This window comes from Paenibacillus hexagrammi (assembly GCF_021513275.1).
Lineage (GTDB): Bacteria > Bacillota > Bacilli > Paenibacillales > NBRC-103111 > Paenibacillus_E > Paenibacillus_E hexagrammi.
The window spans coordinates 1,802,608-1,822,394 of sequence record NZ_CP090978.1; the positions used below are offsets into that span (position 1 = coordinate 1,802,608).

At 49.0% G+C, this 19,787-nt stretch carries 18 protein-coding genes and 1 pseudogene; 18 read left to right on the forward strand and 1 reads right to left on the reverse strand.

Annotation, left to right across the window (positions count from 1 at the left end):
• Positions 1–3: 3 nt before the first annotated feature.
• The 13 genes and pseudogenes from L0M14_RS07710 to leuS all read left to right on the forward strand — a co-directional run bounded on the left by L0M14_RS07710 (position 4) and on the right by leuS (position 13,304).
• The gene (locus L0M14_RS07710) at positions 4–1,263 is read left to right on the forward strand and encodes a DUF58 domain-containing protein (RefSeq protein WP_235121588.1); all 1,260 of its coding nucleotides are present in this window, start codon (positions 4–6) and stop codon (positions 1,261–1,263) included.
• Positions 1,256–3,484, forward strand: coding sequence for a transglutaminase-like domain-containing protein (locus L0M14_RS07715; protein WP_235121589.1), 2,229 nt, complete (start codon positions 1,256–1,258; stop codon positions 3,482–3,484). The genes L0M14_RS07710 and L0M14_RS07715 overlap by 8 nt, the downstream gene beginning before the upstream one ends.
• Before the next feature lie 82 nt (positions 3,485–3,566).
• Positions 3,567–4,346, forward strand: a complete 780-nt coding sequence (locus L0M14_RS07720) for an alpha/beta hydrolase (protein WP_235121590.1) — start codon at positions 3,567–3,569, stop codon at positions 4,344–4,346.
• 96 nt (positions 4,347–4,442) lie between these two features.
• Positions 4,443–4,943: a YqeG family HAD IIIA-type phosphatase gene (locus L0M14_RS07725; protein ID WP_235121591.1), complete on the forward strand. Its 501-nt coding sequence runs from the start codon at positions 4,443–4,445 to the stop codon at positions 4,941–4,943.
• Between the two features lie 8 nt (positions 4,944–4,951).
• Positions 4,952–6,067 (forward strand): ribosome biogenesis GTPase YqeH, encoded by a 1,116-nt coding sequence (gene yqeH / locus L0M14_RS07730; protein WP_235121592.1) that lies wholly within the window; start codon positions 4,952–4,954, stop codon positions 6,065–6,067.
• 21 nt (positions 6,068–6,088) lie between these two features.
• Positions 6,089–6,949 carry a shikimate dehydrogenase gene (aroE, locus tag L0M14_RS07735; protein ID WP_235121593.1) on the forward strand — a complete coding sequence of 287 codons (861 nt, stop codon included), beginning with the start codon at positions 6,089–6,091 and terminating at the stop codon, positions 6,947–6,949.
• Positions 6,950–6,966: 17 nt separating this feature from the next.
• Positions 6,967–7,260 carry a ribosome assembly RNA-binding protein YhbY gene (gene yhbY, locus L0M14_RS07740; RefSeq protein ID WP_235121594.1) on the forward strand — a complete coding sequence of 98 codons (294 nt, stop codon included), beginning with the start codon at positions 6,967–6,969 and terminating at the stop codon, positions 7,258–7,260.
• Between the two features lie 11 nt (positions 7,261–7,271).
• On the forward strand, positions 7,272–7,859 hold the full coding sequence (locus L0M14_RS07745) for a nicotinate-nucleotide adenylyltransferase (RefSeq protein ID WP_235121595.1): 588 nt from the start codon (positions 7,272–7,274) through the stop codon (positions 7,857–7,859).
• Positions 7,849–8,424: a bis(5'-nucleosyl)-tetraphosphatase (symmetrical) YqeK gene (yqeK, locus tag L0M14_RS07750; RefSeq protein ID WP_235121596.1), complete on the forward strand. Its 576-nt coding sequence runs from the start codon at positions 7,849–7,851 to the stop codon at positions 8,422–8,424. The genes L0M14_RS07745 and yqeK overlap by 11 nt, the downstream gene beginning before the upstream one ends.
• A 15-nt stretch (positions 8,425–8,439) precedes the next feature.
• Positions 8,440–8,786 (forward strand): annotated as a pseudogene (gene rsfS, locus L0M14_RS07755) (ribosome silencing factor).
• A complete protein-coding gene (locus L0M14_RS07760; protein WP_235121597.1) occupies positions 8,783–9,676 on the forward strand; it encodes a CvfB family protein in 894 nt (297 codons plus the stop codon). The pseudogene rsfS and the gene L0M14_RS07760 overlap by 4 nt, the downstream one beginning before the upstream one ends.
• Before the next feature lies 1 nt (position 9,677).
• Complete coding sequence (locus L0M14_RS07765) at positions 9,678–10,439, forward strand: class I SAM-dependent DNA methyltransferase (protein WP_235121598.1); 762 nt, start codon at positions 9,678–9,680, stop codon at positions 10,437–10,439.
• Between the two features lie 408 nt (positions 10,440–10,847).
• Complete coding sequence (leuS, locus tag L0M14_RS07770) at positions 10,848–13,304, forward strand: leucine--tRNA ligase (RefSeq protein WP_235121599.1); 2,457 nt, start codon at positions 10,848–10,850, stop codon at positions 13,302–13,304.
• 62 nt (positions 13,305–13,366) lie between these two features.
• On the opposite strand, the gene comER is transcribed toward leuS, so the two are convergent.
• Positions 13,367–14,194 (reverse strand): late competence protein ComER, encoded by an 828-nt coding sequence (gene comER, locus L0M14_RS07775; protein ID WP_235121600.1) that lies wholly within the window; start codon positions 14,192–14,194, stop codon positions 13,367–13,369.
• Between the two features lie 157 nt (positions 14,195–14,351).
• Between comER and L0M14_RS07780 the strand changes: the two genes are divergently transcribed.
• From L0M14_RS07780 to L0M14_RS07800, 5 genes are all read left to right on the forward strand, one after another.
• A complete protein-coding gene (locus L0M14_RS07780; RefSeq protein WP_235121601.1) occupies positions 14,352–14,984 on the forward strand; it encodes a ComEA family DNA-binding protein in 633 nt (210 codons plus the stop codon).
• A 71-nt stretch (positions 14,985–15,055) separates the two neighbouring features.
• Positions 15,056–16,348, forward strand: coding sequence for a homocysteine synthase (locus L0M14_RS07785; RefSeq protein WP_235121602.1), 1,293 nt, complete (start codon positions 15,056–15,058; stop codon positions 16,346–16,348).
• 19 nt (positions 16,349–16,367) lie between these two features.
• Positions 16,368–16,880, forward strand: coding sequence for a deoxycytidylate deaminase (locus L0M14_RS07790; protein ID WP_235121603.1), 513 nt, complete (start codon positions 16,368–16,370; stop codon positions 16,878–16,880).
• A 358-nt stretch (positions 16,881–17,238) separates the two neighbouring features.
• The gene (locus L0M14_RS07795) at positions 17,239–18,951 is read left to right on the forward strand and encodes a ComEC/Rec2 family competence protein (protein ID WP_235121604.1); all 1,713 of its coding nucleotides are present in this window, start codon (positions 17,239–17,241) and stop codon (positions 18,949–18,951) included.
• Positions 18,952–18,968: 17 nt separating this feature from the next.
• Positions 18,969–19,778 carry a ComEC/Rec2 family competence protein gene (locus L0M14_RS07800; protein WP_235121605.1) on the forward strand — a complete coding sequence of 270 codons (810 nt, stop codon included), beginning with the start codon at positions 18,969–18,971 and terminating at the stop codon, positions 19,776–19,778.
• The last annotated feature ends 9 nt before the right edge of the window (positions 19,779–19,787 follow it).

Sequence of the window (19,787 nt, forward strand, 5' to 3'; positions counted from 1 at the left end):
CGCATGAACAGACAGTTCATGAAACGGTTATTGGATCGCTCGAGCTACCCCGCCGGATTCTGGGCCATAACGTCCTGCGTAATTTGCAGTTTATTTTTCCTTTTGTTTCAAGGCGGTAAGCTCGCTGCCATGCTATTTTTCATTGTATTGATTTTGGCCATCTATTTGCTGCTTGGTAATTGGAGCGGAGTTAAGAGAACCCGAGGTGTCCGCAAGCTTGCGGGAGCTGCTCAACAGTCGGCTGAGCTGCAAGCGGGACACTCACTTAAGGTCACCATTGAAGTTCAAATTCCGGGAGTCTGGCCTATCGCTTACATGGTCATTCGTGATCAGCTCATTAGGCAAAACGGAGAAGAGTCTGTATTTGAAGGGACGTTCGTACCGGACTGGAAGCGTAAAGGGGAGGTCCTTTATTCTACGCCGCCTTTGCGAAGGGGCTTGTACCGTTTTGGCTATACAGAATGCTCGACTGAGGATATTTTCGGTTTTTTTCAGCACAAAGGCCGAATCGAGCTGAGGGAACAATTTGTCGTCTACCCACAAACTGCAGCGATTCGTGAATGGACGCAGTTCCACCAAATGATGAAGGGGCTTCAACATAATTCTGCCTCAACTCGCGCTCACAGGGAGACAACTCAGATTAACGGCGTAAGAGAGTATATCTATGGTGATAGATTATCCCGAATTCATTGGGGGGCTACGGCTAAAACAGGGACTTGGAAATCCAAAGAATTCGAACGGGAGTCACTGCCCAAAACCATTCTTTTACTGGATCGTTCCTCTCGAGCATACCGAAATGCTGAAGAGTTCGAGCTAGCCGTGTCTGTAACGGCTTCCTTGTTCCGATACGCATCGTCCCGGAATTTGGCTTTGGGACTCGTGTCGGTCGGAAAAGAAGCTGTATACATGGAACCCCAGCAAAGCCACAATCACTATCGGCAAGTGATGAGCCACCTGGTAAGCGCAGAGGCCGACGGTTTTCATTCACTCAGCAGCATCATCAAAGACAGGGCCCGGCAGCTGCCGGCCGGTTGTTTCTTTGTTCTCGTTTCTCCGCAGAACGGTTCTTCCATTCTGCAGCTGCTCCATGAGATTGAGCGTTTGCAAATGAACCCATGCCATATGTGGATTCATCCGTCAGGTGCTCCTTCTGGGGCCAGCGATTGGTTGAAGCAGGTGCGCTCACACGGTTACGCGGCAGAAGAAATCAGACAATTGGATGAACTGCCTAACGTATTGGGGGGAGCGAAACGATATGCGTGAAAGATGGTTGGTTCGTTTCCTTGTGAAGGATTGGCCGCTGCGACTCCATACGATCCTATTAGGCGTGTTTTTATATCAATTTGTAATCTGGATCCATAAAGAAGAAGTGATTTGGCTGAATGAGACGGTCATGCTCGTTAGTGGAACCTTGTTGATTGCAGGGCTGCTGCGTGTATGTACAGGCTTGAACAAATGGCTGAGCGGAGCGGTACAAATCGTACTTATTCTTCTCATACATGGACTTTATCTCCATTATCACTATATCGCTTTGAGAGGCCGGACAGCAGAGGCTTTGCTATCCTGGATCACGGCCAACCTAAATCCAATCGAGCCGTATATTTGGTTCAGTTTGTCGGCATGGCTCATTTTTTTGTTTGCGCTTTGGTTCATGCGGACCAAATTGAGAATTTTTATTCTGATCGTAATCAGCGTATTGTTCTTTGCGATTAGAGATTCGTTCAGTGTCTATGTGCTCTGGCCTCAAGCAGCCATGGTGCTGTTCTGCGGGCTATCCCTGATGGTGCTGCGGCATTTCATGGAACTGAAGAACCGCGCTCCTGCTATTTGGGAAACGATCAGCGAATACCCCTCAACCGTCGGCGTTCCCCTTGTGAGCATCATAGCATTGACAGTATTTATTGGCGCTGTTACCCCTTCAATTAACCCGATACTGAGGGATCCTTATACCGCTTGGAAAATGAGCCGTGGGGAGTCTGTCCCCCTCTTGGGCAAAGGTGTTAGTGTCGAGTCTCCGACATCGGATACCTCATCAGGCTATAGCCGTGATGATACAGCACTTGGAGGAGGCTTTAAGTATGATTATTCGCCGGTAATGACAGTCGAGACGTCCAAAAGAACCTATTTTCGAGGCGAAACCCGGGCGCTCTACACAGGGACCGGGTGGGTCAAGAGTGAAGCGGAGAAAAAGGTTCCATTGAACTTCGTAAGCGTAACCGAATTACACCAGGATCCCAGGTTTGATGTATCTTTGCTGCAAACCAAGGAAGTCACCCAACACGTTGTCATGGAGAAGGAAGAGCAGTTTCCGGTGCTGTTCGGGGGATATCCGATACAGAAAATTACGGAAGTGAATAAAGGAGAGAATCCGTTCCAACTCTTACTTTGGTCACCCCGTCAGGCGGAACTGAGGTTTGTGGGTGAGAAGAACTATCCGAAAGAATATCAAATCGTAACCCAAGAAGCTGTTATTGATGAGGAAGGTCTTCGTAAGGTAAATGAGGATTACAAAAGTAAGCCCGAGTGGAGTGAATACCTGCAGCTGCCCGATGAGCTCCCGGAGAGAGTAAAGCAGCTAGCTGTTGACATCACCAAGTCAGGTGCGAACTCCTACGACAAGGCGAAGCTGATCGAAAAGTATTTAAGTGAAACGTTCCCTTATACGAACACGCCGGATGAAAGCAAAGCGCAAAGTAAAGATTTCACAGATCGGTTCTTGTTCGAAATCAAGCAAGGCTATTGTGATTACTATTCGACCGCCATGGCTGTGATGGCCCGTTCCATCGGATTGCCCTCAAGATGGGTAAAAGGTTATTCCTCAGGCTCGTCTCCGATCCCGGACGATATCCTCCAATACGGAGCAGGGAGCCGCTATTTTGAGGAGGTCGACGTTGATGGCGCCGGTACCTATACGGTAAGGAATTCAGATGCCCACTCTTGGGTGGAGATTTACTTCGCAGGTTACGGCTGGATTTCATTTGAGCCGACATCCGGTTTCCGTCTGCCTAATGTATATCCGGATAACGAGCCGGATCCAGTGGATGTCGCAGCCTTTGCAGCGGATGCGGAAGAAGTCGATGCAGATGCAGCTAATACCCACATACATTGGTTGTGGATAACTGCTATTGTCTTTGGAGCTGCGATATTAGGCGCTGCCGTATTCGTTGTGATTCGCAGGGGCTTCACACTGCCGAGATATGTTCGGCGAACGAAACGCGAAGCGGTAGATTTTAATCAAAAAATCATCTTGGAGTTTGAAAAGCTTCAACGTTACAGCCGCCGTAAAGGCTTTGCTAGATTGGAGCATCAGACGCTGCGCGAAACCGTGAGCGCATGGTCGGAGATAAGCAAATGGATCAAGAACGATCTATCTACCTTGCAGCTGCAGTTCGAACGGGCTAAATATAGTACGGAACGCATGGAGGAGTCGGATTATCTGCTTGTGCAGCAATCCATTGCAAGAATTAAAGAGCATATGAAATAAATAATGAAGTAACCTCAAATTTATCATGTTGAGAAAACCACCCGCATGCGGGTGGTTTTCAACTGAAGGGAGAAAAGAAATTATGGCGTTTATAGATTGTCACTTTTATTCGGAAACTTTAGGGGTCTCCGCTTCCATGTATGTGATCCTACCCCAGCTCAGCCAGAGTCAGATCGGCTTGAAATCTAAGGTTCACGGCGACAAACATCCAACCTTATATTTGCTTCACGGTCTTTCTGACGATCATACCATATGGATGCGTCGTACCTCGATCGAACGTTATGCTTCGGAGTTAGGACTAGCGGTTGTGATGCCTGCGGTAAACAGAAGCTTTTATACAGATATGCAATCAGGCTATAAGTATTGGAGCTTTATCAGCGAGGAGCTTCCAAGATTGGCGCAGTCATTCTTTCCGCTTTCCTCCGATCGAGAGTTCAATTATGCTGCCGGCTTGTCCATGGGTGGCTATGGCGCGCTAAAGCTCGTGCTGTCTCATCCGGAGCGGTTTGCTGCAGGCGCAAGCTTGTCAGGAGTCGTGGATATCGCCCGGTTGGCCGATGATCCTGAGCGAAAAGCGGACATGTCGCTCATATTCGGAGACACAAGCAAGTTGGAGGGCAGTGAGAGCGATTTATTCCATTTGGCCAAGCAACTCAGTGACGCTAAGACAACAGCTCCCCGAATTTATCAGTGCTGCGGAACGGAAGATTTCCTCTATAAGGATAACGTCAGGTTTAGGGACTATTGCCGGACCTTGGATCTTGACTATACATATGAAGAGGAGCAGGGGGAGCATGAATGGGGATATTGGGATCAAAAAATCCAATCCGTGCTGCGTTGGCTGCCTTTGCCAAGCCAATAAGGACGGGCATTTCGTCTACTATTCTTTTTGCAACAAACGGGGCACTATGGTATAGTTGCTCCTATATGCTTAAGGAACATTTTGGAGGTAATTGGTTTGCTCAATAAGCTTGTGCCTAGACAATCCGTGCACACGATTTATGATATTGATATCGAGAACCTCTGGAGCTTCGGAGTCCGGGGCATTATAACAGATTTAGATAATACGCTTGTCGGAGCCAAAGACCCGCATGCGACTCCTGAGCTGCTGGAATGGTTGAAAAAAGTTCAGCAGAAAGGGTTAAAAGTGGTCATTGTTTCAAATAACCACCGAGGCCGCGTGTCGAAATTTGCCGAACCGATCGGAATTCCATTTATTTATCGGGCTAAGAAGCCAACCAATGCTTCGTTCCATAAGGCCATGAAGCTGCTCGGGACGAGCGCTAGACAGACCGCTGTGATCGGCGACCAGATGCTAACGGATGTGCTCGGCGGCAATCGGATGGGGTTGTATACCATTCTGGTCAAGCCTATTTCGGTTACGGATGAAGGCTTTTTCACAAAAATTAACCGCCGGATTGAGAAGCTAGCTTTATCTATGATGAAGAAAGAATCGTAGGAGGATTCATGAGTCAACAAGACAAGATGTACTGCGCAGGCTGCGGCGTTGGTCTGCAATTTGAAGATTCCAGCAAGCTGGGATATACCCCCGAGGGGGCGCTTCAAAAAGACCCTGTCATATGTCAGCGCTGCTACCGAATTAAACATTATAATGAAGCTTCCAGTATGACGCTACACCAGGACGACTTTTTAAAGCTTTTAGGCACAATTGGACAAAAGAATGCGCTTGTCGTGAATATTGTGGATCTTTTCGACTTTGAAGGAAGCATGATCAGCGGTTTATCCCGATTTGTCGGCAATAACCCTATTGTGCTGGTCGTGAATAAAGTAGATTTACTGCCGAAGGTAACGAATCCGAACAAGATCGTAAACTGGGTGCAGCGGCAAGCCAAGGAGCACAGTCTTCGAGTCGTAGAAATCGTACTTTGCAGCGCAAAGAAGAACATCGGCTTTGACCGTGTGATCGAAGCGGTTCAGCAGCACAGAGGCAACCGTGATATCTACGTAGTCGGAGCTACGAATGTGGGCAAATCGACGCTGATCAACCGCTTGATTAGTGATTACAGCGACTTGGACGCTGAGCTTACGACCTCGCAGTATCCGGGAACTACACTGGATTTGGTCAAAATCCCGCTGGATGACGGGAAGTTTATTATTGATACACCGGGTATCGTATACCCGCATCGGATGACCGAGGTTGTTACGAAGAGAGACCTATCCAAAGTCATGCCGGATCGGCCGATCAAGCCGGTTGTTTTCCAACTGAATGAAAGTCAAACGCTTTTCTTTGGGGCACTCGCGCGGTTTGATTTTGTGAAAGGCGAGCACCAGTCCTTCACGTGCTATATCTCCAATGCGATACAGATTCATCGGACCAAGTTGGAAAAAGCCGACGAGCTGTATGAGAATCATAAAGGAGACATGCTGGCGCCGCCAAGCAAAAGCGATGTGGACGAGCTTCCTAAGCTGGTTAAGCATGCCATCCGCATTCCGAGAGGAAAAAGGATGGATGTGCTCATCTCCGGATTAGGCTGGATCAAGGTTAATAGTGAGGCGGGGGCAGAATTGGCCGTTCACGCGCCTAAGGGAATTAAGGTCATTTCGCGTGAATCGCTCATCTAAGCAGCTTATGAGGGGGATATCATGGAGAAGAACCGGGCTTTAGACAGTCATACCATATTATTTGGTGTTTTTGGGGATCCAGTAAGGCATTCACGTTCGCCGGTCATGCTGAATCAGGCGTTTCAAGTAGCGGGGCTTAATCATGCCTACGCTGCTTTTCATGTTGAGCCGCCTGCTCTGGGGGATGCCGTACGGGGGATTCGCGCGCTCGGATTTCGCGGAGTCAACGTGACGATCCCGCATAAGGTTGAAGTTATGCAGTATTTGGACGAAATCGATGAAGGAGCGCGCGTCATCGGTGCTGTGAACACGATCGTCAATGAGAACGGTAAGCTGATCGGCTATAATACGGACGGAATCGGCTATGTGCGTTCTTTAAAAGAAGAAACAGGCATAGACATCCGCGGCAAACGAATCGTTCTGCTTGGCGCAGGAGGAGCCGCAAGAGGTGTGGCTTACGCTTTAGCGAAAGAGGCCCCTGCGGAAATCTGTATCGCCAATCGGACGAAAGAAAAAGCAATTGACCTAGCAGAGGCCATTGGAGCTTACACAAGCACAAGGGGGATGGGCCTAAACGAATTGCGCGATGCAGTCAGCGAGGCTGACATCATCGTCAACACCACTTCATCAGGAATGCACCCGCATGTCGGCGACGTGCCGATGCCTGTTGAGTGGATCTCATCTCGTCATCTCTGCAGCGATTTGATCTACAATCCGCGTATCACGCGTTTCCTGCAGGAAGCGGAGAAGAACGGTGCCCGTATTCATGGGGGACTCGGCATGTTTATTTATCAAGGCGCTTACGCGTTTGAATATTGGACTGGCGTGACTGCCCCCGTCTCTGCAATGAGACAGGTTGTAGAGCAGTCATTAGCTGAATAAGAATAGAGGGACACAACATGTTAACTGGCAAACAAAAGAGATATTTACGTTCTATGGCGCATCACATCGATCCGATCTTTCAAGTAGGTAAAGGCGGCGTAAACGATCACCTGATCCGTCATATTGAAGAAGCCTTGGAAGTTAGAGAATTAATTAAGGTTACCGTCCTTAATAACAGCGGTGAAGACCGCAATGAAGTCGGCGAAGAATTATCGCAAAAATCGGGAGCGGAGCTTGTGCAAGTCATCGGTAAGATCGTTGTTCTATACAAGGAATCACGCGACCAGAAGAAAATAGAGTTGCCAAATTAAGAGGTGGGAGCATGCTGGTCGGAATCATGGGAGGCACCTTCGACCCGATTCACACAGGGCATCTGATTGCCGCGGAACGGGCGAGGGTGGGAGCAGGACTGGATGAGGTTTGGCTGATGCCGGCTAATGTGCCGCCGCATAAGCCGAATGCGCCGAAAGCAACGACCGGGCAGCGTTGGGAGATGGTATGCAGGGCAGCGGAAGGGAACCCTTTGTTTCGTCCGATTGATGTTGAAATAAACAAGGGTGGCGTATCTTATAGTATTGATACGATTGAACTGCTTTGCGAGCAGTATCCAGGTGTTGAATTTGCCTATATTATCGGAGCGGATATGGTGGAGTATTTACCCAAGTGGTTCCGCATTGATGATATCGTCAAACAAATCCGTTTCATCGGATTAGGCAGACCCGGTTACCAGCTCAACCTGGACGCATTGCCTGAACATATCCGCGCACGAGTAACGCTGGTTACGATGCCTCTTGTGGACATCTCATCCACAATGATTCGCGAAGAGAGAAAAGCCGGAGGCTCTGTGCGCTACCTCGTGCCAGAAGCCGTGCATCAATACATGGAGGCGAACGGATTGTATGAATCGTAGCCGTGAACAAATCATGGAGAAGGTCAAAGAGCAGATGCCTGAAAAGAGATGGCTCCACACGCTTGGCGTGATGGAAACGTCGGTCCGACTGGCCGAGCGCTATTGTGCTGACCCAGTGAAGGCGGATTTAGCGGCTATTCTGCATGATTATTGCAAGTATTGGCCTATTCAGGAGCAAGCTAATATTATCAAGGAAAATGGACTTCCGCAGGATCTGCTGGACTATGATAAAGAGCTATGGCATTCGCATGCCGGCGCCTTTATCGCTCAAAAAGAGTTTGATATTCACGATGAAGAAATTCTTGATGCCATCCGGTACCACACCTCGGGCAGGGAAAGCATGACGCTCCTTGATAAAGTGGTCTGTCTTGCTGACTATATGGAGCCGGGACGGGATTTTCCAGGTGTGCATAATATTCGTGAAATCGCTGAACATAGTCTTGAGAAAGCATTAATTGCCGGGTTCGATTCCACGATCGGCTTTTTGCTTTCGAAAGGAAAACGGATTTATCCATTAACGGTATTAACGCGCAATGATTTGCTTATGCAAGTATCAGATAATTAACAGGAGGATGATGGAATGAGTCTAACCCCGGAAGCCGTTATGACACTTGTGGTAGAAGCCGCAGAAGATAAAAAAGCAATGAATCTGGTGACACTGAATTTGCAGGGAATTTCTCTTGTTGCCGATTATTTCGTCATCTGTCACGGTAACTCGGAAACACAAGTTCAGGCAATCGCAACGGAAGCAAGAAAAAAGCGCAAGAGCACGGTGTCCGTATCCGCGGATACGAAGGGGTCGATACCGCAAGATGGGTGCTGCTGGATCTGGGAGATGTTGTCCTTCACGTATTCCACCGCGATGACCGCGAGTATTATAACATTGAGAGACTATGGTCGGATGCTAAGGTTGTGGAGCGGGTATGAACATGAATGCTGGGACGCTGGTCAACCTTGAGGTTGCCAGAGAGGTTCCGCCTAACGGATTTTTTCTGACGGACGGCCAACAAGATGTGCTGCTGCCTTATGCAGAATCCAATCGCCAGATTAAGCCAGGAGACCGTGTGGAAGTGTTCTTGTTTCACGATACGCAGGATCGGTTGATGGCTACGATGAAACGACCTCAGCTGCTGCTTGGCGAAGTGGCCTTACTTGAAGTGGTCGATATTCATCCCAGATTCGGGTATTTTTTGGAAATGGGGCTCGGACGCAATCTGCTCCTCCCTTATCGTAATGTCCCGGAGCTGGAAACACTTCGCCCGGAGGTAGGGGACAAAGTATATGCTACGCTGGCTCATGACCGTCAGGGACGGTTGATTGCCAAGCTGGCTACCGAGGAAGATTTGGCTCCCCTTTGTGTAAGAGCTCCTTCGACCTGGAAGAATCAGTACGTCAGAGCACGAGTATACAAGCCCTTGCAAATGGGTACATTCGTCATCTGCGATGCCGGAGTTTTAGGTTATGGTGTCATCGGCATGATCGCAACGCCAGAGCGGACAAGGCTGCTGAGGGTCGGCGAGGAGATCGAGGCTCGGGTCGTCTTTGTTCGCGAAGAGGACGGACGCGTGAATTTATCGATGAGGCTTCCCAAGGAGAAGGGACGCGACGAGGATGCTGAACGTATTCTTGCCGTATTGAAGGAACGTCAGGGAGGCGCTATGCCTTACTCCGACCAAACTCCTGCAGATACGATTCTGCAGCGCTTTGGAATCAGCAAATCCGCTTTCAAACGGGCGCTTGGTAAGCTGATGAAAGAAGGACTCGTCTATCAGAAGGAGAACTGGACGTATTTGAAGCAAGAGGAGACGCAGGACTAGCATGAGCTACGAAGGATTTGCCTATACGTATGACAGGCTAATGGAAGAGATGCCATATGGGGAGTGGCTGCGGTTTGCGCGCAACAGTTGGGATAAATTCGGACTCAAGCCTGAAACCGTTGTCGATCTTGGCTGCGGGACGGGCAGTATCGCCATTCCGCTGGCAAACGAAGGCTTTCAGGTCACGGGCATCGATCTCTCTGATGATATGCTTTCTGTTGCACAGCAAAAGGCGGAGCAGCTTACCGGTGTGTCCCGCAAAGGCGGACTTATATGGGTGCAGCAGGATCTTAGAGAGTGGGAGCTGCCTGAGCCAGCTGACGCGGCTCTTTCTTTTTGCGATTGCTTCAACTATCTTCTGGAGGAAGAAGATATCATCCAGGCTTTTAAAATGACCTATCAGGGCTTGAAGGCAGGCGGTCTGTTTCTGTTTGATGTACATACACCCGAGCAATTGAAGGCATACGCGGATTCACAGCCCTTCTTCCTAAACGAAGATGACGTCTCCTACATTTGGACAAGTGAGCTGGATGAAGAAAGAATGCAAATCGAGCACGATCTGACGATCTTTGTTCAAGAAAGGGATGCTTCAGATCGCTTCCGCCGCATTGACGAAATTCACGTGCAGCGTGCTTACTCGTTACACTGGCTGAAGGAACAATTGCTCGAAGTGGGCTTTAGCAAGGTGGAGATGGGCTCTGACTTCACTTGGCAGACCCCGGGAAGTCGTACGGAGCGAGCCTTTTTCGCAGCGATGAAATAGCAGGAAGCGTACTTGACAGCACTGCATAATTTTACATATAATCATACCTAATTAGAATCATAACATTGCTTTGACGAGGAATAGTAGCCTGGAATCAGCATCTCCCAGAGAACCGGTGAATGAGGTGGAAGCCGGAAGGTGCAGAACGCGTGAACTCGCCTCCGAGCAAGAAGGTGAACATTCGCTGACGTGTTGGATGGGTCCAACCGTATGCGGAGGTAACTGGATCGTTTCGCCCGCGTTAAGGGTTTGAGTGAACACAGACGAAGTACGTCTGGTGTTAACTAGGGTGGTACCACGGGAATCTGACCTCTCGTCCCTAGCGTTGTCCGCTAGCGATGAGGGGTTTTTTAGCGTTTCACAGAGTGAGGTCTGCAAAGCATGCAGACACAGGGAGGATGCAGAAGTATGTCACAGGAAGTGAAAGAAGCAAGAGAGCAAGTAGGGTATAACCCGTTGGTCATCGAGCCGAAATGGCAGCGGTATTGGGATGAGAAGAAAACGTTCAAGGTGTTGGAAAACTCGGATAAGCCGAAATTTTATGCACTAGATATGTTCCCTTATCCGTCCGGAGCAGGACTTCATGTCGGACATCCGGAAGGCTATACAGCGACGGACATTGTATCCCGTTTTAAGCGGATGAGAGGCTATAACGTGCTTCACCCTATGGGCTGGGACGCATTCGGACTGCCGGCTGAGCAGTACGCTCTGGACACGGGGAACGACCCGCGCGAATTTACTCAAAAGAACATCGAAACTTTTAAGCGCCAGATTAAATCTCTTGGTTTTTCGTATGATTGGGACCGTGAAGTCAGCACAACAGATCCTGAATATTACAAGTGGACCCAATGGATCTTTATCCAATTGTACAAAAAAGGTCTTGCCTACGTGGACGAAGTACCTGTTAACTGGTGTCCAGCACTTGGCACAGTCTTGGCAAATGAAGAGGTCATCGACGGTGTGAGCGAACGCGGCGGACATCCAGTTATTCGCAAGCCGATGCGCCAATGGATCTTGAAGATCACGGAATATGCGGAACGTCTGCTCGAAGACCTGGAAGAGCTCGATTGGTCGGAGAGCATTAAGGATATGCAGCGTAACTGGATCGGAAAATCCAAGGGCGCAGAAGTGCAGTTCGCGATTGATGGTCACGATAGCAGCTTGACCGTCTTTACGACTCGTCCCGATACCTTGTTCGGTGCTACGTATTGTGTACTTGCTCCTGAGCATGAGCTCGTAGCGAGCATTACTACACCTGAGCAAGAGGCGGCTATCAAGGAATATCAAGAAAAAGCAGCCCGTAAAAGCGATCTGGAGCGTACGGACCTTGCGAAGGATAAAACAGGAGTATTTACCGGTGCGTATGCGATTAATCCTGTGAACGGCGCGAAGGCTCCGATCTGGATTGCCGACTATGTGCTTGGAGGTTACGGTACAGGCGCAATTATGGCGGTTCCGGGGCACGACCAGCGCGACTGGGAATTTGCCAAGCAATTTGATCTGCCGATCATTCAAGTCGTGGAAGGCGGAGACGTTGACAACGAAGCTTATGCCGGTGACGGACCTCATGTGAACTCGGAGTTCCTGAATGGATTGAATAACGAAAAAGCGATCAGCACAATGATCGAATGGCTGGAGAAGCAAGGCAAAGGCCGCGGAAAAGTCACATACCGCTTGAGAGACTGGCTGTTCAGCCGCCAGCGATATTGGGGAGAACCGATTCCGATTCTTCATTTGGAAGATGGCACGATGAAACCGGTGCCTGAGGATCAGCTTCCGCTTCTGCTGCCGCAGGTGGATGAAATCAAGCCATCCGGTACAGGAGAGTCACCGCTGGCTAACGTCGCTGATTGGGTGAACACGGTGGATCCGGAAACAGGAATGAAAGCACGTCGTGAAACGAACACGATGCCGCAATGGGCGGGAAGCTGCTGGTACTACCTGCGTTTCATAGATCCACGTAATGATAAGGAGCTGTGCTCCCAAGATAAACAACAGCAGTGGCTGCCTGTAGATCTGTATATCGGCGGCGCGGAGCATGCCGTACTTCACTTGCTCTATGCGCGCTTCTGGCACAAAGTGCTGTACGATCTTGGCGTTGTAAGCACGAAGGAGCCTTTCCACAAGCTGGTTAACCAGGGCATGATTCTGGGCGAGAATATGGAGAAAATGAGTAAATCCCGCGGTAACGTGGTGAACCCGGATGATATCGTTCGTGAATTCGGTGCTGATACACTGCGGATGTACGAAATGTTCATGGGTCCTCTGGAAGCGACGAAGCCTTGGAATACAACAGGGGTAGAAGGAAATTTCCGTTTCTTGAACCGTGTATGGAGATTATTCGTCGATGAGAACGGAAGCGTTCATCCGAAAATTAGCGCCGAAGAGACGCTGGGCAGCGATACCTTCAAACGCACATGGCACCGCACCATCAAAAAAATAACCGAAGACTACGAAGGTCTACGGTTCAATACGGCGATCAGCCAATTGATGATTTTTGTCAATGAAGCTTACAAAACAGAACGCTTGCCGCTCGAAGCGATGAAGCATTTTGTCCAAATGCTGTCTCCGATTGCGCCTCACTTGTCGGAAGAGCTGTGGGAGAAGCTGGGCGGTACCGAATCCATCAGCTATGTACCATGGCCTGAGTACGAGGAAGCTTGGACGGTTGACAACGAAGTGGAGATCGTCGTACAAGTGAACGGTAAAATTGTAGATCGCGTGAAAATTTCCAAAGATACGGACGAAGCAGCTATGCAAGAGCTGGCGCAGAATTTGGATAAAGTTAAAGAAGCGACCGCCGGAAAGGCCGTTCGCAAGGTAATTGTAGTCAAAGGCAAGCTCGTTAATATTGTGGTTGGTTAATCGTTTTAACGAGCTTTGATTGGTAATTGAAGAAGGAAGTAAGATCGCAGCATCGGGGAGGCTTACTGCTTTAAGGTGAAGAGCAGCTCAGCCTTCTCGAGATCTTCTTCGAATTTTCCGTGTGTAGCCCGTATCAATCTCTCAAACATCCCCGATAAATCTCGCTCCATAATTCGTAAGCCTTCTGCTGTAACGCCTCCAGGAACGCGTACGCGTTTTTGTAGGGTAATAGGGTCAAATCCTCCAGTTGTCAGCAGTTTACCGGTACCTAGTGTCATCTCGCTGGCAAGCATGGTTGCTTCTTCACGTGAAATTCCCGTCACTTCCACCGCAGCATCGATAAACGATTGTATGAAATTAGCCAGAAAAGCAGGACCGCAGCTCGATATATCGGAGGATATACGCGTGTAGCTTTCAGAAACCCTTATGGGCGAGCTAACATGAGCGAGTAAGTTTTCAATCCATTCTTTATCCTCAGGCTGCATGCGATTACCATGAATGCATAAAGTAGCCCCGCTTAACACGTAGTTCGTGATACTTGGTATGACTTTACTGATTTTAGCCGGCAGTAATCCTTCCAGATGCTTGATAAGAACCGGACTAGTGATGGATACCACGTATTGAGAAGGCAGCACGTCCTCTTTAATCTCATCAATGACCTTTTTGTACTCTCCAGGCTTAATGCATAGAAAAATCACATCACTTTGCTGCACGACTTCTCTATTAGAATGGACGGCCTGCAGTCCTGAGTATGTCTCAGCAAGCCAACTCACTTTACTCATCGTACGATTACTAGCAACAATCTGCTCTGGATTAAATGCGCCGGAATGAATAAATGCTTCAATTAGAATACTTCCCATACTCCCAGTACCGATGAATCCTGCCTTCATCTAGAAATCCCTCCCGGAAAAAGTTCAGTCACCCTGATTTCCAATCCCGTTAGAATGGAGACTGGATAGAACTGGGCTGTAGCTATGAATGGCAATATCATGTTTTTTCATCTATATGCTTTCCTGGAATGAATCATGCTGAGAAAGGAGAGAATTTGTGGCTTTTTTTGGGAAAAGAGGAATTCTGCTCATGCTGCTTGTAATCTCTATCGGACTATTTGGTATTGCGCTCTGGCAGTTTGTGAGCGGTGGCCGTTCACAATTCCAAATGCCGTTTATACCAGTCAACGAACAAATGCAAATGCTGCTGGATCCAAGTCAAATAGAAACAAACGGAGCGCCGGAACCTACTAAGAGTAGCCAATCGTCTAAAGATACAACTGAATTCATGGATATGGACCAAGCGTCTAAGGATAGGGTAGAATCCAAGGGGGTCAGTTCGGGAGAATCGTCCATGCAGCAGAATACCTCTCAATTTGGCGACGCATCCAATCCATCCTATCCATCCGATACTATAAACCCAGCCAATCCAACCAATCCAATTGATACTACCGCTCCATCGAACGCTTCTAAAGCAAGCACAAACGCGTCCCTTTTGGATTTAAATACAGCAACGATAGAGCAATTGGACGCTCTTCCGGGCATTGGAGCAAGCAAAGCGAAGGCAATCATCGAGTATCGCTCAAAAATAGGACGTTATGCTCGCGTGGAGCAGCTGACAGATGTCAAAGGAATTGGGGAGAAAATGCTGCAAAAGCTGAAGCCGCTCGTTATGGTTGCCGAGCCGTAGTGAATCTTTCAAATTTTCTGATAGTATGAGAGAATAAGAGGGAAAGATTACCTTCGAGAGGAATGAAATCAATGTCGAATGAGCGTCAACTTTCTATTGAAACACTAGCTGTGCATGCAGGACAAGAGATCGATCCCACTACAATGTCGAGGGCTGTTCCTTTGTACCAGACAACCTCCTATGGCTTTCGCGATACGGATCATGCGGCAAACCTATTTGCACTGAAGGAATTCGGCAATATCTATACAAGATTGATGAATCCTACTACGGATGTATTTGAAAAAAGAATTGCCGCTCTTGAAGGTGCGCCTGCCGCACTGGCTACGGCTTCAGGTCAAGCAGCGATTACATACTCCATCCTGAATATCGCCGGAGCTGGAGATGAGATCGTTTCTGCAGCAAGCTTGTATGGCGGTACGTACAATTTGTTCTCTACGACATTACCGAAGCTTGGCATTCAAGTGAAATTCGTGGATCCGAGCAATCCTGAAAATTTTCGCGCAGCTATTACAGAGAAGACTAAAGCAGTTTATGCAGAGACAATTGGCAATCCTAAAGGGGATGTGCTTGATATCGAAGCTGTTGCCGCAATCGCTCATGAACATGGAGTACCGCTGATCGTAGACAACACATTCCCAAGTCCGTTTCTTCTTCGTCCGATTGAGCATGGGGCTGATATTGTCGTTCATTCCGCGACAAAGTTTATTGGCGGGCACGGCACATCAATCGGTGGAGTCATCGTGGACGGGGGCAAGTTTGATTGGCAGGCAAGCGGCAAATTCCCTGGCTTAACCGAGCCGGATCCAAGCTACCATGGAGTTGTATATACAGCTGCTGTAGGGCCAATCGCTTATATTATTAAAGCTCGTGTACAGCTTCTTCGCGATATGGGAGCATCGATTTCGCCATTCAACTCCTTTATGCTGCTGCAAGGACTTGAAACACTGCATCTGCGTATGGAGCGTCACAGTTCCAACGCGCTGCAAGTAGCCGAGTATCTGGAGAAGCATGAAGCGATTGAGTGGGTCAGCTATGCCGGGCTCAAGAGCCATCCTTCCTACGAATTGGCACAAAAGTATCTGCCTAAAGGGCAGGGTGCTATTTTAACCTTTGGTATTAAAGGCGGTCTTGAGGCTGGTCGAAAGCTAATCAATGCCGTTAAGCTGCTATCCCATCTTGCGAATGTAGGTGATTCCAAATCTCTGATCATTCACCCTGCAAGTACAACCCATCAGCAGTTAGCTGAAGATGAGCAGCTGTCGGCAGGTGTTTCACCGGGCATGATCCGGTTATCCATTGGTACTGAAGGCATTGATGACATTATTTATGACCTGGAACAAGCGATTCAAGCAAGCCAGGTATAAAAGGAGATAGGATCAAAGCATGAGCAAGCGTAAGGATTGGGATACTTATTTCATGGACATCGCTTATATGGCATCAACCCGATCCCAATGCGGCCGAAGGCATGTCGGCGCGGTTCTGGTTCAAGGTAAAAAGCTGCTCGGCACGGCCTACAACGGTGCGCCGATGGGGCTGCCCGACTGCAGTGAGGCTGGCTGTATGCTGGTTGAAGAGATTGAGCTGAAGATGATTGAAGAAAAAGAAGAAGTGATTCGTAAGCAGCGCTGCATCCGCACCATTCATGCTGAGCAGAACCTTCTTTTGTTTACGGACAGGGAGGACCGGGAGGGCTCGACGGTCTATGTGACCGATCAGCCGTGCTGGACCTGCGCCAATATGCTCGCGAACAGCGGCATTACGGAGATTGTGTTCCACAGGGGTTACCCGAAGGACAGTGAGAAGGTAAGCAGCTTGATGGAGGCTAGGGGCATTCTGTTCCGTAGAATGGATGCGTATGAGCCTCCGCAAGGAACTATAACCGAAGTAGTGAACTAATCGAGGAAGCACCTCTTATCATCATCAATCCAGTATTGATGCGGTAAGAGGTTTTTTTATTGAATAGGAAGAAAAACAACTTCGTGAAAAGGGAGTCGAACGTACTCGGCTTGCGCAAGGATCAAGCTTGCTATGGAAATCAGACTTGATAATGAAAGATGGTGGGTTCGTAGGTTACGGAGTAGCAGCGGGAATTTAGTGAGAAGCAAAGGAACGGTGATGGCGGGTTGTTCATACATGATAGACCGATCGAATTCAAGGTACACTCCGAGAGCAACCAAGGTAGTTTAAGGAGTAAGGGAGATAGGAGCAGCGTACAAAATGAGGTGACCCCCGTTGCGGTATCAGGAGTCATCCTATGAAGCGCCCAGTTGTCCTAGGATGTTGTCTGTGGATAACTGGCTATGTATTAGCCATGTATATCGAGCTGCCGTGGCTGTCGCTCACGGCGAGTGTAGTGCTGCTTGGCCTTGCTGCAGCACTGCTCATGTTCCGGCTGCCGGCAAGGCAGCCGCTTTGTATGCTGCTGCTGGTCGGGGCCGCTTTGGGCTTCTACCACTGGTACGACCAGCGCAACGTATCAGCCCTGCTTCGCCTGGAGCCGAAGCAGGAACTGCTGGACGGCAGCGAGGTCACGCTGCTCGGCCGAATCGGCAGCCCTGTCACCGTAGACGGCGACAGGGCCAGCTTTACCGTGGAAGCGGACGCGATCCGCTTCCAAAGCGGCGACGCTTTCCCGCTGGGCGGGGAAAGCGTGCAGGTCTCGCTCCGCCTGATGCAGCAGGCGGAGCAGGACGTGGCGGCGCGCTGGCGCAGGGGCGACGCCGCCACACTCGCGGGGACGCTGCGCAGTCCGTCCCCGGCTCGTAACTTCGGCGGCTTCGATTACCGCCGCTATCTGCGCTTTCACCGCATTCATTGGCTGCTAACAGCCAAGGGCGCGGATCAGGCGCGAGTGGAGCCGGCGACGCCTAAGCGCTTTGGAATCGTTACATTACTTCGATGGAACGATGAATTGAGAGATTCGCTCAGCCGGCGCGCTGATGCCATATTTCCGCCTAAGCAGGCCGGCTTTATGAAAAGCATGCTGATCGGCATGAAGGATGATCTCGATCCCGATCGGTTCCAGCAATTTTCCGAACTGGGGCTGACGCATATTTTGGCCATCTCAGGGCTTCATGTTGCTGTTTTTCTTGGCGTATGCATATGGTTGATGAAGAAGCTGCGGTTGACCAAGGAGACCTATTTGCTCGTTTGCATCGCCCTGCTTCCTATGTATATCCTGCTCACCGGTGCATCTCCTTCTGTGACAAGAGCCGGACTGATGTCCATGATTGTTTTGTATGCGATTCGAAGAGGGGTTATAAAGGACGCTCTGCACATTGCAGCGATTTCCGCATGGGTTATGCTAGTTGTGAATCCCTATTATTTGCTGGACGTGAGCTTTCAGCTTTCATTTTTAGTAACGGTAGGTTTAATTGTTGGTGTTCAGCGGGTAAGCGAGCTATGTCAAGAATGGATCCGTTCGGCAGCAATCCGTAATATGCTTTCTATTACGTTAGTTTCACAGCTGATTTCATTTCCCGTTTCCATTTACTATTTTAATCAATTCTCACTTTTGTCTTGGGCAGCGAATGCATGTCTTGTTCCTATCATCAGTATGGTGATATTTCCGCTTGGTATGACAGCGCTCGTTGTCGGCCTAGTCTCGATTCCGGTTGGACATTGTGTCGGTTGGCTGCTCTCTTGGTTGAACGAGTGCTTGTTCTGGGTCACAGATCATTTACAAATGCTAAGAGAATTCAAAACCATATGGCCATCCCCCTCCATGATTTGGATCGCTGCCTATTATGGGCTTCTCGTCCTCATATATTGCGCTTTGCATGCACATCGCTTACTCGAACTAACGAAGAGTCCTCTCCAGATACTTGTCAATCAGCAGGCGAACAGAAGGCGGCATCTGCTCTTTCTCGGTATGATTTCACTATCTGTTATGTTCTTGTTCCTGCTTTATATGGGGTACTCCCTGAACGCTTCTCTCGAAGCGGACTGGTGCAATTTCTGGATGTAGGACAAGGCGACAGCATTTTGATTCGAACACCTTACGGCAAACAGATTTTAATCGACGGAGGCGGCACGTTGTCGTTCCGTAAGAAGGGAGAGGAGTGGAAGGATCGCAAGGACCCTTATGAAGTGGGAAAAAAATTGTTGGTGCCGCTATTGAAGAAGCGGGGTGTGCATCACATTGACCTGCTCATTTTGTCCCATGAAGATGCCGACCACAGCGGCGGATTACAAGCGGTTGCCAAACAGATCCCTATTAGCAATTTCTTGTTTAATGGCACCTACAAACCAAACAAAGGAATAAAGGAATTGTTTGAAACGGCGGAGCAGCTGCATATTCCTTTATTGGCAGCAACGGCAACTGCGCCTGTTCGAATTGATCCGCTAACGACATTACAAATCATTTATCCGAGTGAGAAGAAAAGTAGTCAAGTGAGAATTGAAGAGGATCAAAATGAGCGTTCCATTGTGTGTATACTTGACATGGATGGTACACGTTGGTTATTTACTGGTGATATGGAGAGCGGTGCTGAACGATCCTTGTTGAATAATGATTTAACTTTGACCGCCAACAACAAACAGCGTCCGGTTGATGTTCTAAAGGTAGCGCATCACGGCAGTAAGACGTCTACAACACAGGAATGGTTGGATTATTGGAAACCGCGTATAGCCGTGATTTCCGTCGGTGCGATGAATAGCTATGGACATCCATCTCCCTCAGTCGTAGACCGGCTTGAACAGAATAAGATCCAACTTTTTCGAACGGATCTTCTTGGGGAAATTCAGATGGAAGTTCACAATCATCAGCTATACAGCAGGACTAAGCTTGAGTAACTTGCAGGA

Coding starts and splice junctions, on each gene's coding strand:
- L0M14_RS07710 (WP_235121588.1), top strand. CDS start 4: ATGAACAGACAGTTCATGAAACGGTTATTGGATCGCTCGAGCTACCCC.
- L0M14_RS07715 (WP_235121589.1), top strand. CDS start 1,256: ATGCGTGAAAGATGGTTGGTTCGTTTCCTTGTGAAGGATTGGCCGCTG.
- L0M14_RS07720 (WP_235121590.1), top strand. CDS start 3,567: ATGGCGTTTATAGATTGTCACTTTTATTCGGAAACTTTAGGGGTCTCC.
- yqeH (WP_235121592.1), top strand. CDS start 4,952: ATGAGTCAACAAGACAAGATGTACTGCGCAGGCTGCGGCGTTGGTCTG.
- aroE (WP_235121593.1), top strand. CDS start 6,089: ATGGAGAAGAACCGGGCTTTAGACAGTCATACCATATTATTTGGTGTT.
- yhbY (WP_235121594.1), top strand. CDS start 6,967: ATGTTAACTGGCAAACAAAAGAGATATTTACGTTCTATGGCGCATCAC.
- L0M14_RS07745 (WP_235121595.1), top strand. CDS start 7,272: ATGCTGGTCGGAATCATGGGAGGCACCTTCGACCCGATTCACACAGGG.
- yqeK (WP_235121596.1), top strand. CDS start 7,849: ATGAATCGTAGCCGTGAACAAATCATGGAGAAGGTCAAAGAGCAGATG.
- L0M14_RS07760 (WP_235121597.1), top strand. CDS start 8,783: ATGAACATGAATGCTGGGACGCTGGTCAACCTTGAGGTTGCCAGAGAG.
- L0M14_RS07765 (WP_235121598.1), top strand. CDS start 9,678: ATGAGCTACGAAGGATTTGCCTATACGTATGACAGGCTAATGGAAGAG.
- leuS (WP_235121599.1), top strand. CDS start 10,848: ATGTCACAGGAAGTGAAAGAAGCAAGAGAGCAAGTAGGGTATAACCCG.
- comER (WP_235121600.1), bottom strand. CDS start 14,194: ATGAAGGCAGGATTCATCGGTACTGGGAGTATGGGAAGTATTCTAATT.
- L0M14_RS07785 (WP_235121602.1), top strand. CDS start 15,056: ATGTCGAATGAGCGTCAACTTTCTATTGAAACACTAGCTGTGCATGCA.
- L0M14_RS07790 (WP_235121603.1), top strand. CDS start 16,368: ATGAGCAAGCGTAAGGATTGGGATACTTATTTCATGGACATCGCTTAT.
- L0M14_RS07795 (WP_235121604.1), top strand. CDS start 17,239: ATGAAGCGCCCAGTTGTCCTAGGATGTTGTCTGTGGATAACTGGCTAT.